Raw genomic sequence first — 16,234 nt, forward strand, 5'->3', positions numbered from 1 at the left:
AACAGCCTTCATGGGGCGTCGGCTCGTACCGCTCACGCTGGACAACCTTCCGGACCTTCCCCAGCGCTGTCGTGCGTGCGTCTTCTGGGAACTGGACCCCGTCAGCGGTGAAGCCGCGGTAAAGGCGGGGAAGCCCGCGCTGGAGAAGGAAGCGTGGATCTCCTCGGTTCTGCTGGACTGGGGATCCTGCGGCCGGGTTGCCTACGTCGACGACGTACCGGTGGGCTTCGTGCTTTATGCCCCGCCGGCGTACGTCCCTCGTTCCACCGCGTTCCCCACGAGCCCCGTGGCACCGGACGCGGTTCAGCTCATGACCTCGTTCATCATGCCGGACTATCAGGGGCAGGGACTGGGCCGGGTGATGGTCCAGACAGTTGCCAAGGATCTGCTGCGCCGGGGATTCAAGGCGATCGAGGCTTTCGGGGATGCCCGGTGGAAGGAACCCGCCTGCATGCTCCCGGCCGACCATCTGGTCGCGGTGGGCTTCAAGACCGTACGTCCTCACCCCAGGTACCCGCGGCTGAGGCTTGAGCTGCGGACGACGCTCTCCTGGAAGGAAGACGTGGAGCTGGCACTGGACCGCCTTCTCGGGGCTGTACAGAAGGAGCCCGCGCTTCGCCCTCTGTGACGGGCGGCTGATGGCGGTCTGAACCCAGACCGGAACTCCCTCCGACAAAGCGAATGGGCCAGCCCCAAGGGGCTGGCCCATTCGTGTTTCACGTGAAACACGCGCCGCAGGCGCGGCAGTCACCGACTACTCGGCGATGAACTCCTCAAGGTCGCGCACGATCGCGGCCTTCGGCTTCGCACCGACGATGGTCTTGGCGACCTCGCCACCCTGGTAGACGTTCAGGGTCGGGATCGACATGACGCCGTACTTGGCGGCCGTCGCCGGGTTCTCGTCGATGTTGAGCTTGACGATCTCGATCTTGTCGCCATGCTCGGCGGCGATGGCCTCGAGCGACGGGGCGATCTGGCGGCACGGACCGCACCAGGCGGCCCAGAAGTCCACCAGTACGGGCTTGTCGCTCTTGAGGACGTCCTGCTCGAAGGAGTCGTCGGTCACGTTCTTGAGGGTGCCGGCCACGGCGGGCTCCTTAACTTGTTGGTGCGGTGGGGCGAACGGGGGGATCAGACGGTTGCGGCCGCGGCGGCGGTCTCGCTGTCCGCGAGGGCGGCGAGGTAGCGCTCGGCGTCGAGGGCGGCGGAGCAGCCCGTGCCGGCCGCGGTGATCGCCTGGCGGTACGTGTGGTCGACGACGTCACCGGCGCCGAAGACACCGGTCAGGTTCGTACGGGTGGACGGCGCGGCGACCTTCAGGTACCCCTCGCCGTCCAGGTCGAGCTGACCCTTGAAGAGCTCGGTGCGCGGGTCGTGGCCGATCGCGATGAACAGACCGGTCACCGGCAGCTCCGAGGTCTCGCCGGTCTTGAGGTTGCGCAACGTCAGACCTGCCAGCTTCGGGTCGCCCTTGATCTCGGCGACCTCGCTGTCCCACACGAACTTGATCTTCGGGTCGGCGAAGGCACGCTCCTGCATCGCCTTGGAGGCGCGAAGGCTGTCCCGGCGGTGGACGATGGTCACCGACGTGGCGAAACGCGAGAGGAAGGTGGCCTCCTCCATCGCGGTGTCGCCACCACCGATCACGGCGATGTCATGGTCCTTGAAGAAGAAGCCGTCACAGGTCGCGCACCAGGAGACGCCACGCCCGGAGAGCGTGTCCTCGTTGGGCAGACCGAGCTTGCGGTGCTGGGAGCCCGTGGTGACGATCACGGCCTTGGCGCGGTGCACCGTGCCGGCCGTGTCGGTGACGGTCTTGATCTCGCCCGTCAGATCGACGGCGACGACGTCGTCCGGGACCAGCTCGGCACCGAAGCGCTCGGCCTGAGCGCGCATGTTGTCCATGAGCTCGGGGCCCATGACGCCGTCCTGGAAGCCGGGGAAGTTCTCCACCTCGGTGGTGTTCATCAGCGCACCGCCTGCGGTGACTGCGCCTTCGAAGACCAGCGGCTTCAGCGACGCGCGCGCGGTGTAGAGCGCCGCCGTGTAGCCGGCGGGCCCAGACCCGATGATGATCACGTTACGGACGTCGCTCACGGCTTGATTCCTCGTCTCTGGAGACTGCTACGTACCGGTGGGAGCCTCTCTCAGTACTCTCACCCCACCCAACGGATCCTAAGGGGCTTCAATTCCCGTTGTGTCAGGGCACACGGAGACCGGACACCGGACGGAGAGGCCAAGCGGCACTTGGGCAGCACGTCGCCGAGCGTCGAAGCGTCAGAGAGCGCGACCGGGACGCTGCGGAAGGCTTCGCCCAAGACGTCCGGGAACCCGAAGCCGCGGTGTTCAGGATCGTGGGTACGACCGTGTCAGCAGCAACTTGCCGGGGGACGGGGAAGCCTGCTTTTCGCAGGAGCCGTCGACGATGTAGGCGGTGACCTTCGTCTTGTCGGAGACGTCGGACACCACGAGCAGATAGGCGCCGGTCCCCTTGTACGAGCCCTTCTTGGCGGCGAGGAGGACTCCGGGGTCTCCGGTCCCCTGCTCGACGCACTGGGGAACGGCAGGTGTGGGGGTGATCAAGGTCTTGATCCCGCCCGAGTCCGTTCCGGTGTTCTGGGACTCGGCACCCCAGGGCTTCGCACTGGCGGAGCCGTCACCCGATTTCTCGTTCTTCGTGAGAAGGCCGGAGACCTCGTTCTTCAGGGTCTTCTCGGAGAAGGCGTTCGGTGCTCCCGACTCCTGTTGGGTCGCCGACTGGGAGCTCTTGCCGGAGTCGTCGCCGCCCAACGACTGCACGAGGATCGCGCTCAGACCCAGGACGGCTGCCGCGAAGGCTGTGGTGAGAAGGACTGTCCTGCGGCGTCCGCGGCGCGGACGATGAGGGCGCCCGGGTCCGGTGGCCGCATGAGGATGTCCGGACGGGCGGCCAACGGTCGATGTTTCACGTGAAACAAGAATCCGGCCGTCGTCCGTGTCGGAGGCCTCATCGGGAGCTGTGGCACTCAGCAGGGCTTCCGCGGCGAGGGCGGCATCGATGCGTCCGGCCACATCGTCGGGCATGCGCGGGGGACTCGGCAGGCTGCCCAACAGCCCGTGGATCTCCTCCAGGGAGTCGTACACGTCGGCGCAGAGCGCGCACCCGTCGAGGTGCTGCCGTACGTCCTCGGTGCGGGTAGGTGAGAGCAGTCCTTCGGTCAGGTCGGCGATTTCCGCGACGTCCGGGTGCCCTGCCTTGTCCGTCGTGGATGTCACGCTCGCCCACCTCCGCCCTTCACAGCAGCTGAATCGCCTGGCCCTGCCTCGCGGGGCTCCGGCTCGTGAGGTCCCGCTGCGGGTGGGACGGATGTCCCCTGCGTCCGGTTCCGTCCGCGGCCCGACTTCCTGGTCCCGTCGCCACCCGGGCTCTCCGTACGGAGGTGGGCGAGCAGAGGAAGCAGTCTGGCTCTGCCGCGTGCGCAGCGGCTCTTCACCGTGCCGGTCGGCACATCGAGGATGCGGGCGGCCTCGGCCACGGGGTAGCCCTGCATGTCCACCAGGACGAGGGCGGCGCGCTGGTCGGCCGGGAGGGTGCCCAGCGCGCCGATGAGTTCGCGGTGGAGGTCATTGCGTTCGGCCGGCGCGGAGGCGGACTCGTGCGGTTCGAGGAGCTGTTCCAGGCGCTGGGTGTCATCGACGGGGGACGTCCTTCTGGAAGCCGTCTTACGGGCCCGGTCCAGGCAGGCGTTCACCGTGATGCGGTGCAGCCAGGTCGTGACGGCCGACTGGCCCCGGAAGGTGTGGGCGGCCCGGTAGGCGGAGACGAGCGCGTCCTGGACCGCGTCAGCGGCCTCCTCGCGGTCTCCCAGCGTCCGCAGGGCCACCGCCCACAGGCGGTCGCGATGGCGCCGTACAAGCTCACCGAAGGCGTCAGGATCGCCCTCGACGTGACGGGCCAGGAGGTCCTGATCGCTTGCTTCGCCGTGAGCGGCTTCATCGGCCATCGGACCCCCCTTCCCTCCGTCGACGAGCGTCAGCCGGTGAACTTCACATCCGTGATGGCCTGCTTGAAGCCGGCACCGCTGTACTGGTCCGTGCCCGAGTAGGGGGCCGCGGTGATCCACACCAGCACGTAGCGAGTCTTCACTGCCTTGTCCGCGGAGATCTTCAACTGCGTGCCGGAGGTCCTGGCGTCCGCGATCTTCCCCATGGAGCTGATGGGTGCCGACGACGACATGGAGTCCGCGGCGTACAACGACACCGCTGTGTAGTTGCCGCCGTAGTTGAGCCCTATGGAGGCCACCGACAGGCTCTGTGCGGATCCGAGGTCGTAGACGATCCCCACACCCTGCTTGAACGGCGCCAGTTTGGGGCCGCCGTTGAAGGAGTAGGTCCGCCAGTACGTGGTGCTGTCGCCGTCGTAGGTGAGCCCCACGTCCGACGGGTGCTGGGCCTTGCCGTCCGGGTAGTACTCCTGCGCGGCCTTGATGGCGATCGGCTTGACCGGCTTGGTCTGGTCGCCGCTCTTCTCGTTGCCGTCCGTCGTCTGGGTCTTCTTGGTGTCGTCGGGCTTGCTGCGGTCCATCAGCGCGTCTGCCAACTGCCAGCTGCCCAGGCCCAGCGCGGCGATGAGCAGAGCCGAGACGGCCCACTTCAAGGCGGTGCCGGTGCGGCTCTGCAGCGGGGGCGGCGGGGTCGGTACGGGCTGGGTTACACCGGGATGCGGTGACTGGCGGCCGTACGTGCCCTGCTGGTACGTCGTGCGCTGGTACTCGGGCGGCGCGGTGAAAGCGGGCTCCGGCGGGCGGATGCGGGGCATCTCGCTGATCGCCTTCACGAGCTCCTCCGGCGTGGTGCACGGGGACTCATGACGGGAGGCGGTCGCACCGTCGTTGGCCAGCGCGCGCATGGCGAGCTCCGACAGGCCCCGGTGGACACCGGCGCGCACCTGGTCGGGTGCGATGAGGCCCACACCCTTGGGGAGCCCTGACAGGCCGTAGGCATCGTTCTCGTACGGCCAGCGCTGGGTGAGGGAGGCGTACAGAAGTGCGCCGATCGCCTCGGTGTCGGAGCGCTGCGGGGTGTCCGAACTGATGCCGCGCAGCGCCGCGTTCACAGCGAGGCCGCGGATGCGCCACTGTCCCGACGACGTGCGGAGCACGGCGCCCGGAGTCAGCTTCAGATGTGCGAGACCCTCGCGATGCGCGGCGGCCATGGCCTGGGAGACCTGGCTGACCATCTGGTAGGCCTCGTGCACCTCAAGGGGAGCCGAGGCGAGGAGCGCGGTGAGCTCCGTGGCGTCCGGCAGCCACTCGTGCACCACGTAGACGAGATCGTTCTCCTCGACCGCGTCCAGGACCTGGACGAACCGGGGATCGCCCAGCAGGGCGGAGGAACGGGCGGCCGCCAGCACCGAGCGGGCCCGCGGATGATCCGCGGGCAGCAGGTGCACACCGACGGCACGGCGGAGTTTCTCGTCCATCGCGCGCCAACTGCTGAAACCGTCCAGACGGGTGACGCACTCTTCGAGGCGGTAGCGCCTGGCGAGTTTGTGGCCACTGTGCAGTTCGGGCGGTGAGGCCTTTTCGGGACTCTCGGTCCCGCCACTCCCCTGTGCCTCTTGGCTGTCCGTTTCCTGCTCCCAGTTCTGGGCCACCCCGTCGGACGTGGTCTGGTCCGCCTTGGCGGTCAGCGGCTTGTCACCGCTGTTGTCTGCCACGTCGACGGCAGCCGTGCTCCGTTCCGCCACCGTCGTCCCTGCCTCCCCATCCATTGCGCGCTGTCCGACGCAGAAACCAATTGTGCCCACAGTCCGGCGCTATGCACGACACACGGCGACGGACGATGGTTGTGCGCTTACCCCCGACTCAGCGCCCCAGGCGCCCGCGGACCATTCCGACCATTGAATTGAGCTCTTCGATGCGCATCTTGCGCGCGGCGACGTAGAAGACACCGAGCAGGGCGATCGATCCGGCGACGAGCGCGGCGATCGAACCGATCGCACCGTGCCCGAGAACCTGGGTGATCGCGAAGCCTACGGCCCCGCCCACCACGGCGCCAGGGATGGAGGCCAGGCAGAGACGCGCGTACGTGCGCAGCACGCGGGCGCCGTCCAGGTCGCCGCCCAGCCGCCGGCGCAGTCGCTGCCAGGCCACTCCGACGCCCACGGCGTACGCCAGCCCGTACGCGCCGGCCATGCCGACGACCGCCCACTGCGCGGGCAGCACCATGTAACAGACGGCCGACGCGGCCGCGTTGACGGCAGCCACGATGACCGTGTTGTAGAAGGGGGTGCGGGTGTCCTCGTAGGCGTAGAAGCCACGCAGGACCACGTACTGCACCGAGAACGGGATCAGGCCGAGCGCGAAGGCCATCAGGACGTAGCCCTGGGACTGCGCGGCCTCGATGCCGCTGGAGCCGAAGAGCAGGGTGCACATGGGGATGCCCAGGGCGACGAACATGAAGGCGACGGGGACGATCGCCACCGCGGACGTCCGCAGCCCCTGCGAGATGTCGTCGCGGACGGCTCCCGGATCACCGTCGTGGGCCGCTCGCGAGATCCGCGGAAGCATGGCCGCCATGACGGAGACCGTGATGATCGCCTGCGGCATGCCCCAGATCAACTGGGCGTTGGCGTAGGCCAGAATCCCCGCACCGCTCTTGCCCGAGGCCTTGCCGGCCGCCGTGGCCAGCTGGGTGACGACGAGGACGCCCGCCTGGTTGGCGAGAACGAAGAGCACGGTCCACTTGGCGAGCTTGACGGCCTTGCCGAGGCCGTGGCCCCTCCAGTCGAACCGCGGACGGAACCGGAACCCGGCCTCGCGCAGATACGGAACCATCGCCGTGGCCTGTACGACCAGGCCGAGCAGGGTGCCGATGCCCAGCAGGCGGATGCCGTCCGGCGGGATGTTGTTCACCGTCATGCCGGAGTGCCGGGCGGTGCCGTAGACCCAGAGGAACATGCCGAACGTGAAGATCATGACGATGTTGTTCAGGACCGGAGTCCACATCATCGCGCCGAACTTCCCGCGGGCGTTGAGGATCTGGCCCATGACCACGTGCACGCCCATGAAGAAGATCGTGGGCAGGCAGTACCGGGCGAAGGAGACAGCCACGTTGTTGGACGCCGGGTTGCTCGCGATGGAGTCCGACATCAGCTGGATCAGCAGCGGCGCGATGAACACCGCGCCGGTGACGATCACGCCGAGGGCGACCATGACGAGGGTCAGCAGGCGGTTGGCGTACGCCTCACCGCCGTCCTCGTCCTCCTTCATGGACCGTACGAGCTGGGGCACGAAGACCGAGTTGAGTCCGCCGCCGACGGTCAGGATGTAGATCATCGTCGGCAGGGTGTACGCGACGGTCCAGGCGTCACCGAGCGTCGCCGCTCCCAGAGCGGCCGTGATGATCATGGTGCGCACGAAGCCGGTGAGACGGGATACCAGCGTGCCCGCCGCCATGACGGCGCTGGACTTCAGCAAGCCGGAGGCGCGACCGCCGGACTTCGCCGGAGCGGCGGCGGGAGGCTGAGCGGCGGCCGGAGCCGGCTCGGGCGCCGGTGCCGGGACCGCGGGGGACGCATAGGCATGCCGGACCCCGCCCTGCTGCTGATCGCGGAAGAGGTGGGCGAAGGCGTCGGGTTGATCCTGCTCCTCGCCGGCCTGGGTGACCAGGTCGTCCACCCCCACGTACTGAGTGGTCCGGGCGTCGTCCCCGTACGGCAGGTGGCGCGTCGGCCCGGCCGGCTCCGGCGGGGGCGTCTGGGCCCACACCCGGGGATCGGGGGCGTACTGCGACGCGGGAGGCTGGGCGTAGAGCGGCTGCTGGGGGGCGTACGTTCCGGGCGTCGGCGGCGGGTGCGCGGCACGGTCGTAGAGCGCCTCCGCCACCGGGTCCTGGGCCGAGAGGTCCTGTGCCCGGTAGGGGTCCTGGTCGTAGGCGTCCTGGAGGTACATGTCCGCGGGAGACCCCGGCGGCATCTGAGCGGCCCCCGGTGTGCCCTCGGGGTAGCCGGAGCGGCCCGCGTCCTGGTCCGGGTAGTCCTCGGGGTAGCCCGAGGATCCCGCGCCCTGGCCGCGGTCACCGTCGTACGGCGCGTTCATGGTTACCCCACCTCATCGTCCCCGGGCCCACCGGCCACGACATCGCTCAACGGTCCACTCTCTCACCCGTGCCGGACGGGTCGGCGCTTTCCGGTGCGGTGTCCGGTGTTGGGTCACTCGGGTGCTCCGGGCCGTCCGCCCCCGACTCCGAGTCAGAAGCCTGTTCGGGACCGGCCTCGGAGTGTTCGGTGGTGTCAGTGTCCACGGTGCCGTCCGTGTCCTTGCTCTCGCCCCCTGCCTCAGGGCTGGTTTCAGCATCCTCCTCGGCCTGCCGGGCGGCCGCACGCTTACGCTGCGTGTACATCCGGAAACCGGCGAGCACGAGAAGCAGGACACCTCCGCCGATGACGAGCATCACGGTAGAGGTGATCTCGGTGACCTTCACCTCGAAGGGAACCGGGTCTCCGTACGGCTGCCCGTCCTCCGTGTACAGCTGGGCGACGACCTGCACCGGGCCGTTGGCCTTGGTGGAGGTCGTGAACTTCACCGACTGACTGTGCTCGCCGGCGACCTGGATCGGCTGCTCGTCGTACGGGCCGTTGCGGATCTTGAGGCGGGTGGGTTGCTGCGACGTGAGGCGCAGCACCAGATGGCCGACGCCCTGCACGAGGTTGTTCTGGACGGTCACGGGGATCGTGGCGCTGCGCCCGGAGAGCTTCGCGTCCGACTTCTTGATGAGGTGGACCAGGCCCATGAGCCCGTCGAGGTACGTCTCCACACCCTGGCGGAAGGCCGCGGCCTCCGTGGGACGACCGCGCCAGGACGCCGACATCCCCCGGTCTATGGCCAGGCCGAAGGGGGTGACCACACGGGACTCGTCGGTCAGGATCATCCGGAATTTGTCGAGCTTGGCCTGTGTCTCCTGGATCCGCTCGAAGGCAGCACGCGGCAGCTCCCGGTTGCGCAGGGCCGAGGGGTACGAGGAGGCGGGGGGCACCTTCGTGGTGGCGCCGGGGTCGGGCTTGGCCTTGGCGGCGTCGGTCAGCCCCTGCGACTCCGACCAGTTCCCCTGCTGAAGCGTCCGCAGCGCCTCGGCCATCGACTGCGCCTGGCTGGCGGTGGGCATGCGCTGCGGGGCGACGACGATACTGCGCGCGTCCTTCGGCTCCTGCAGGTTGATCATCAGGCTCTGCGCGAGGAACTTCTGGACGGCGAGCGTGGAGGCGTCCGCCTTCAGCATGTCGCCCTGGAACGCGGTCGACAGCCGCTCGTCCGCGACCACCGCCGTCGTTCCGCCGCCGATGGGGCGTGCGGCGCTGGGCGTGTACGACAGGCCACCCGTCTCGCGCAGGCTGTCGCTGCGGGCGATCACCTTGTCGGCTCCGGCCGACGTGGCCACCTTCACGATCGACGGGTCCACCGCGCCGTCCGCCGGCCAGGCGAACTCCGTGCTCGGTTTCACGTGGACGATCGTCTCCACGGTGTCGGCCGCCACAGCGGTGGCGTCCTTGAGGTGACTCAGGGAGCCGGTGACGTCCTTGCCGCGGTGGGCCAGCGACGCGAGGTCGGGGTCGGCGAAGGGGAGCGCGACGACGTCCTGGTCCCTGACCGTCTTCTCCAGCTTGTCGAGCCAGGCGTTGGCCACCGCCTGGTTCCTCCCCTCGACGGTCGTGCCGTCCTCCTGCTGAATCCGGTAGCCGCCCCGCATCGCGTCGACGGAGGCCAGCAGGTCCGGGTCGAGCACCCAGGTGACCTCGAGCTGGCTGCCGAGCGACAGGAGCTGGTCCAGCCGCCCGCCCGGAGAGATCTCCTTGGCCAGATCGTCGTTCTTGAAGACCGGCGTCTGCTGCGCGTCCGAACCGGTCTCCGCCGTGAGGTGGACGGTGGAGATGAGCGGCCAGAGGTACGTCGTCTTCGTCCTCGTGTCCGCCCCTGAGGGCTGCCAGGGCAGGAACGTCCGCTCGATGCCGAGTACCTGGTCCCACGGCTGTGCGGTCGTCCGGCCCGTGAGCGATACGCCGAGCTGGTAGACCCCGTCGGAGCCGAGGTCGAGGTCCTTGACGGGCACCGAGATGCTGAAGTGCTGAGAGCTGCCCGCCCCCAGCTTGGAGACCTTCGCGACGTACTTGCCCCCGACTTCCAGCGGGTCGAGGCCCGGCTGGAAGCTGGTGCGCTTCGCGACGGTGTCGATGGCGGAGCGGGTGTTCAGGGACGGCCCCACGCGGATGCCCACGTGGCCATCCGTGACCGCCTGCTTGCCCGTGTTGGTGACCGAACCCGAGACCGTGATCGTGTCGCCGTCGGTGGGGGTGCTGGGGTTGAGCGAGTCGAGGCTGACGTCGATCGGGCCGGACGAACCGGTGGCATCGGCCACAGAGGCCTTCTCAGCGGCCTGAGAGGGCGTGCTCAAGGGCAGCTGGAGCAGCCCGGCCAGCAGCGGCGCCCCGGCCAGCAGTGCGCCGCTGCGCCGGAGCCACCGACGGGCAGGTGAGGGACTGGTCCCTTGGAAGTCTGCCGCCTCGGCCACGCGCTCGCCCGTCCCTCGTCGTCGTCAGTGGTCGTCGGAATGTGCGTCCACGCATGGTAACGATGTGCGCTGAGAGTAAGTGCCGCGGAGTGGTCCGCAAGATCGGATGAGGGGCCGACTGCCCTGTATGTGCGCGTATTCTGCCCGCGAAAAGATGTGAGGCAGGGTGCGGGGATTTATCCAGGCGCTCCCGGTGGCCTCGGCCACGTACCCTTTTCTGTTGTGCCGAACGCCAATGAAGACAATTCCAGCGCCCTGAGTCAGGTGCAGCGCCGCGCGGTGAGTGAACTGCTGCGGGTGTCCCCTGTCGCCGACGAGCTCGCCCGCCGATTCCAGGAGGCCGGGTTCTCGCTCGCTCTGGTCGGCGGCTCGGTCCGGGACGCGCTCCTCGGCCGGCTCGGCAATGACCTGGACTTCACGACGGACGCCCGACCCGAGGACGTGCTGAAGATCGTCCGTCCCTGGGCGGACGCGTTGTGGGAGGTGGGGATCGCCTTCGGCACGGTGGGGGCGCAGAAGGATGCCCGCGTGGGCGATGTGGAGCAGTCGTTCCAGATCGAGATCACGACGTACCGCTCCGAGGCGTACGACCGGACCTCACGCAAGCCGGAGGTGTCCTACGGCGACTCCATCGAGGAAGACCTCGTGCGTCGCGACTTCACGGTGAACGCGATGGCCGTCGCACTGCCGGAGAAGGAGTTCATCGACCCCTACGGCGGTCTGGACGACCTGTCCGCACGTGTGCTGCGTACTCCGGGTACCCCGGAGGCGTCCTTCTCCGACGATCCGCTGCGGATGATGCGCGCCGCACGGTTCGCCGCGCAGCTCGACTTCGAGGTGGCGCCCGAGGTCGTGGCCGCCATGACGGACATGGCCGGACGTATCGACATCGTTTCGGCGGAGCGGGTACGGGACGAACTGAACAAGCTGATCCGGTCCGCCCACCCGCGCAAGGGCCTGACACTGCTCGTTGACACCGGGCTCGCGGACCACGTGCTGCCCGAGCTCCCGGCGCTGCGGCTGGAGAGTGACGAGCACCACCGGCACAAGGACGTCTACGAGCACACGCTGATCGTTCTGGAACAGGCGATGGCGTTGGAGCAGGACGGGCCCGATCTGGTTCTCAGGCTCGCCGCCCTGCTTCACGACATCGGCAAGCCGCGTACGCGCCGCTTCGAGCAGGACGGGCGGGTCTCGTTCCACCACCACGAGATGGTGGGCGCCAAGATGACCAAGAAGCGGATGGCAGCGCTCAAATACTCGAACGACCTCGTGAAGGATGTCTCACGTCTGGTCGAACTGCATCTGCGCTTCCACGGGTACGGCACCGGAGAGTGGACGGACTCCGCGGTCCGCCGTTACGTCCGTGACGCGGGCCCGCTCCTCGACCGGCTCCACAAGCTGACCCGTTCCGACTGCACCACGCGCAACAAGCGCCGGGCGGCCGCGCTCTCCCGGGCCTACGACGGGCTGGAGGACCGCATCGCCCAGCTCAAGGACCAGGAAGAGCTCGACGCGATCCGTCCCGACCTCGACGGCAACGAGATCATGGAGATCCTGGGCATCGGCCCCGGGCCGGCGATCGGTCAGGCGTACAAGTTCCTGCTGGAGCTGCGCCTGGAGAACGGCCCGATGGAGCACGACGCCGCGGTGGCGTCGCTCAAGGAGTGGTGGGCCGAACAGGGCTGAGGGTTGGAGAGGGCGTCATGTTTCACGTGAAACATGACGCCGGGAGTCGGGAAGGGGCGGTGTTTCACGTGAAACACCGCCCCTTCCCGACTGAGTCAAGTTCTACTTGGCGGCGATCTCCGAAAGGCAGAGTGTGAAGTCGCTGCTGCCGCCCGTCTCGGTGTACTCGGCGTACTTGCTGCGGTCGCAGCCAGAGCTGTCACTCTTCTTCTGCGCAACCTTGAACTTCGCCTTGGAGCTCCCGCAGTCCACGACCTTCAGGCCTGGGTCCGTGGCGTTGTCCGGGTTGCTGATGCTCATGCAGTCGCCGACCTTGGCGGTGTCCGGGTCGTGCCGGCTCGCGAGGTAGCCCACGCCGGCGGCTATGACGGCACAGACCACGATGCCGATGCGCAGGTACTGTTTCACACCACGCTTCGGGCGTTGCGGCGGGACCGGGGCGAACCCGGCGGCTGGCTGCTGCGGAAACCCGGGCTGACCCGGCTGCTGCGGATATGCCTGCGGATATCCCTGCGGCGGCTGCTGGCCGTACGGGACCTGACCTTGAGGCGGCTGGCCGTAGGGCGGCTGGCCCTGAGCGAACGGGTTCTGACCCTGGGGCGGTGGAGTTGTCACTGGATTCCCCCTGGAACGTAAGCGCGTGACACGAAATAAGACGCACGTAAGTTATCGGGCTCCTGTGACAACGCTGTGGCCTGAAGTGGCTCTGTGGCACTGATGTGACACTTACTGAAGTTCAAAGCGGGCCATAGCGACCGCAATGGACGCGTAGACCGCCGCCACCGTCACGACGAGGGAAACCGACCGTCCGTCAGAGGGCAGCATGAGAGCGGCCATTGCCGCCGCTCCGACGAAGGCGACGTTGAACAGGACGTCGTAGACGGAGAAGATCCGGCCGCGGAAACCGTCATCGACCGAGGACTGCACGACCGTGTCTGTGGCGATCTTCGCGCCCTGTGTCGTCACGCCCAGCATGAACGCTGCGACCAGGGTGGGTGCGGGGCTGAACGAGAGACAGAGGGCGGGCACGAGGACCGCGGCGGCACCGGCGCAGACGGCGATCCAGCGGCCCGGGCCCAGCCGCCCGGCTGCCCAGGGCGTCACCACGGCCGCGACGAAGAAGCCGGCGCCCGAGGCTCCGACAGCCAGCCCCAGGAGCGCCAGGCCGTCGTCGGAGTCCGACGCCCACGCATAGCGGCAGAGCATCAGCACCATGACCGTCAGGGCGCCGTAGCAGAAGCGCATCAGTGTCATCGTCATCAGAGCCCAGGCCGCCTCCCGCCGCGGACGCTCCGCGAGATGACGTACGCCCCCGGCAAGGCCACGCGCGGTGCCGGCGAGGGCGGCGACCAGGTGAGGCTGGATCAACTCCTGCTCGGGTCCGAGGAGTCCCGGGGCCATGCGCAGGGACGCGAGAGCCGCGCACAGATACAGCGCCGCTCCTACGAGGACCACCACCGCGTCGGAGTCCGCCCCGACCAGCCGCACGGCGAACGCGAGGGCTCCGCCCATGGTCGCCGCGAGCGTGCCGGCGGTCGGTGAAAGCGAGTTGGCAAGCACCAGACGGTCCGGGTCGACGACCCGGGGCAGCGCGGCCGACAGCCCTGCCAGAACGAAGCGGTTGACCGCGGTGACACTGAGCGCGGAGACGTAGAAGAGCCAGTCGGGTACATGGCCCAGCACCAGGACCGCCGTCACGGATGCCAAAGCCGTGCGCAGCAGATTGCCGTACAGAAGGACCTGCCGACGCCGCCAACGGTCCAGCAGGACCCCCGCGAAGGGGCCGATGAGGGAGTACGGGAGCAGCAGTACCGCCATCGCGGAGGCGATCGAGGCCGCCGAGGTCTGCTTCTCCGGTGAGAAGACCACGTAGGTGGCCAAGGCGATCTGATAGACGCCGTCAGCGCCCTGGGACAGCAGTCGTACACCGAGCAGGCGTCTGAATCCCTGGAAGCGCAGGAGGACGCGCAGGTCACGCACGACAGCCATGGAGCACAGCCTCACATACGAGGAGGGTCCCCGGGCGGTAAGCCCGGGGACCCTCGACAGCGAGCACGAAACCGTGCTTTAGCGCTCGACCTCGCCCTTGATGAACTTCTCGACGTTGGCGAAGGCCTCGTCGTCGAAGTACTGGACCGGCGGGGACTTCATGAAGTAGCTCGACGCGGAGAGGATCGGGCCGCCGATACCGCGGTCCTTGGCGATCTTCGCGGCGCGCAGCGCGTCGATGATGACGCCGGCCGAGTTCGGGGAGTCCCAGACCTCGAGCTTGTACTCCAGGTTCAGCGGGACGTCGCCGAAGGCGCGACCCTCGAGGCGGACGTACGCCCACTTGCGGTCGTCGAGCCAGGCCACGTAGTCCGAGGGACCGATGTGGACGTTCTTCTCGCCCATGTCGCGGTCGGGGATCTGCGAGGTGACGGCCTGCGTCTTCGAGATCTTCTTGGACTCGAGGCGGTCGCGCTCCAGCATGTTCTTGAAGTCCATGTTGCCGCCGACGTTGAGCTGCATGGTGCGCTCAAGACGGACACCGCGGTCCTCGAACAGCTTCGCCATCACGCGGTGCGTGATGGTCGCGCCGACCTGCGACTTGATGTCGTCGCCGACGATCGGGACGCCCGCCTCGGTGAACTTGTCCGCCCACTCCTTGGTGCCGGCGATGAAGACCGGGAGGGCGTTGACGAAGGCGACCTTGGCGTCGATGGCGCACTGGGCGTAGAACTTCGCCGCGGCCTCGGAACCGACGGGCAGGTAGCAGATGAGGACGTCGACCTGCTTGTCCTTCAGGACCTGGACCACGTCGACCGGCGCCTCGGCGGACTCCTCGATGGTCATGCGGTAGTACTTACCGAGACCGTCCAGGGTGTGACCGCGCTGGACCGTGACGCCCTTGCTCGGGACGTCGCAGATCTTGATGGTGTTGTTCTCGCTGGCACCGATGGCGTCGGAGAGGTCGAGGCCGACCTTCTTCGCGTCGACGTCGAACGCGGCGACGAACTCGACGTCACCGACGTGGTACTCGCCGAACTGGACGTGCATCAGGCCGGGTACCTTGGCCGCCGGATCGGCGTCCTTGTAGTACTCGACGCCCTGAACCAGCGAGGCGGCGCAGTTGCCCACGCCGACGATGGCTACGCGAACCGAACCCATTCCGGTTGCTCCCTGTGTGTATCGGTGAAACCCCGAATGGGCTTCACGTGGCGGTGTCGTCGGACGGATCCGGCCGGGTGCTGTCCCGGTGCCGGGGCAGGCCGCCCGTCTCTCCAGATGTGATGTCCTGTTGAGCTGAGCCTTCGGTGGCGAGACGCTTGACGTCCCGTCCGGCCCGCTCGCTCTCGATGAGCTCGTTCAGCCAGCGCACTTCGCGCTCCACGGACTCCATTCCGTGGCGCTGGAGCTCAAGCGTGTAGTCGTCGAGGCGCTCCCGGGTGCGCGCCAGCGAGGCGCGCATCTTCTCGAGGCGCTCCTCCAGACGGCTGCGGCGGCCCTCCAGTACGCGCATGCGTACGTCGCGTGACGTCTGTCCGAAGAACGCGAAGCGAGCGGCGAAGTGCTCGTCCTCGTACGCGTCGGGACCCGTCTGCGCGAGAAGTTCCTCGAAGTGATCCTTACCTTCCGCCGTCAATCGATAGACGATCTTGGCGCGACGTCCTGCGAGCGTTGCCGTCAGGGCGTCTTCGGGTGTGGATCCTGATTCCTCGATCAACCAGCCGTTGGCGACCAGCGTCTTGAGGCAGGGGTAGAGCGTTCCGTAGCTGAAGGCACGGAACACACCCAGTGACGTATTGAGTCGTTTGCGCAGCTCATAGCCGTGCATCGGGGACTCGCGGAGCAGGCCGAGTACGGCGAACTCGAGGATCCCGGAACGCCGGCTCATCGTCGCCTCCTCCCTGTCGCTGCCTCGTCGGCACGGTCTTTATGCCGTGCTGATGTATCGACTCGATACATCAGCACGATAGAACGGCGATGGAGATGCGACAAGCGGGAGCAGAGTGAA

The 16,234-nt window shown here is 68.0% G+C and carries 14 protein-coding genes; 3 read left to right on the plus strand and 11 right to left on the minus strand.

The genetic code is table 11. The annotated features are described in order from the left end of the window. The first annotated feature begins 10 nt into the window (after positions 1–10). The gene (locus tag OHT01_RS20210) at positions 11–628 is read left to right on the plus strand and encodes a GNAT family N-acetyltransferase (protein WP_328554540.1); all 618 of its coding nucleotides are present in this window, start codon (positions 11–13) and stop codon (positions 626–628) included. Between the two features lie 126 nt (positions 629–754). Here OHT01_RS20210 and trxA read toward each other — a convergent pair whose 3' ends face one another. The 7 genes from trxA to OHT01_RS20245 form a co-directional block, all read right to left on the minus strand. Next, on the minus strand, positions 755–1,087 hold the full coding sequence (gene trxA / locus OHT01_RS20215; protein WP_328554541.1) for a thioredoxin: 333 nt from the start codon (positions 1,085–1,087) through the stop codon (positions 755–757). Positions 1,088–1,131: 44 nt separating this feature from the next. Further along, the gene (gene trxB / locus OHT01_RS20220) at positions 1,132–2,097 is read right to left on the minus strand and encodes a thioredoxin-disulfide reductase (protein ID WP_328554542.1); all 966 of its coding nucleotides are present in this window, start codon (positions 2,095–2,097) and stop codon (positions 1,132–1,134) included. A 249-nt stretch (positions 2,098–2,346) separates the two neighbouring features. Continuing rightward, the gene (locus OHT01_RS20225; RefSeq protein WP_328554543.1) at positions 2,347–3,255 is read right to left on the minus strand and encodes an anti-sigma factor family protein; all 909 of its coding nucleotides are present in this window, start codon (positions 3,253–3,255) and stop codon (positions 2,347–2,349) included. After that, positions 3,252–3,983, minus strand: a complete 732-nt coding sequence (gene sigM, locus OHT01_RS20230) for an RNA polymerase sigma factor SigM (RefSeq protein WP_328554544.1) — start codon at positions 3,981–3,983, stop codon at positions 3,252–3,254. Before sigM ends, OHT01_RS20225 begins: the two co-directional genes overlap by 4 nt. 29 nt (positions 3,984–4,012) lie before the next feature. Then, the gene (locus OHT01_RS20235) at positions 4,013–5,728 is read right to left on the minus strand and encodes a protein kinase family protein (RefSeq protein ID WP_328554545.1); all 1,716 of its coding nucleotides are present in this window, start codon (positions 5,726–5,728) and stop codon (positions 4,013–4,015) included. Between the two features lie 118 nt (positions 5,729–5,846). After that, positions 5,847–8,081, minus strand: coding sequence for a murein biosynthesis integral membrane protein MurJ (murJ, locus tag OHT01_RS20240; protein ID WP_328554546.1), 2,235 nt, complete (start codon positions 8,079–8,081; stop codon positions 5,847–5,849). 46 nt (positions 8,082–8,127) lie between these two features. Continuing rightward, entirely contained in the window at positions 8,128–10,548 is a 2,421-nt protein-coding gene (locus OHT01_RS20245; RefSeq protein WP_328554547.1) for a DUF6049 family protein, read from the minus strand. Positions 10,549–10,770: 222 nt separating this feature from the next. Here OHT01_RS20245 and OHT01_RS20250 point away from each other — a divergent pair, with 222 nt between their 5' ends. After that, positions 10,771–12,237 carry a CCA tRNA nucleotidyltransferase gene (locus tag OHT01_RS20250; RefSeq protein ID WP_328554548.1) on the plus strand — a complete coding sequence of 489 codons (1,467 nt, stop codon included), beginning with the start codon at positions 10,771–10,773 and terminating at the stop codon, positions 12,235–12,237. Positions 12,238–12,339: 102 nt separating this feature from the next. Here OHT01_RS20250 and OHT01_RS20255 read toward each other — a convergent pair whose 3' ends face one another. Continuing rightward, entirely contained in the window at positions 12,340–12,645 is a 306-nt protein-coding gene (locus OHT01_RS20255) for an LppU/SCO3897 family protein (protein WP_328554549.1), read from the minus strand. Positions 12,646–12,660: 15 nt separating this feature from the next. Between OHT01_RS20255 and OHT01_RS20260 the strand changes: the two genes are divergently transcribed. Continuing rightward, on the plus strand, positions 12,661–12,873 hold the full coding sequence (locus OHT01_RS20260) for a hypothetical protein (RefSeq protein ID WP_328554550.1): 213 nt from the start codon (positions 12,661–12,663) through the stop codon (positions 12,871–12,873). A 90-nt stretch (positions 12,874–12,963) separates the two neighbouring features. On the opposite strand, the gene OHT01_RS20265 is transcribed toward OHT01_RS20260, so the two are convergent. The 3 genes from OHT01_RS20265 to OHT01_RS20275 all read right to left on the minus strand — a co-directional run bounded on the left by OHT01_RS20265 (position 12,964) and on the right by OHT01_RS20275 (position 16,114). Then, entirely contained in the window at positions 12,964–14,226 is a 1,263-nt protein-coding gene (locus OHT01_RS20265) for an MFS transporter (protein WP_328554551.1), read from the minus strand. Positions 14,227–14,304: 78 nt separating this feature from the next. Next, the gene (locus tag OHT01_RS20270) at positions 14,305–15,387 is read right to left on the minus strand and encodes an inositol-3-phosphate synthase (RefSeq protein WP_328554552.1); all 1,083 of its coding nucleotides are present in this window, start codon (positions 15,385–15,387) and stop codon (positions 14,305–14,307) included. A gap of 43 nt (positions 15,388–15,430) precedes the next feature. After that, positions 15,431–16,114 (minus strand): PadR family transcriptional regulator, encoded by a 684-nt coding sequence (locus OHT01_RS20275; protein ID WP_328554553.1) that lies wholly within the window; start codon positions 16,112–16,114, stop codon positions 15,431–15,433. Positions 16,115–16,234: the final 120 nt, after the last annotated feature.

The sequence above is a fragment of the Streptomyces sp. NBC_00358 genome, assembly GCF_036099295.1.
Taxonomy (GTDB): domain Bacteria; phylum Actinomycetota; class Actinomycetes; order Streptomycetales; family Streptomycetaceae; genus Streptomyces.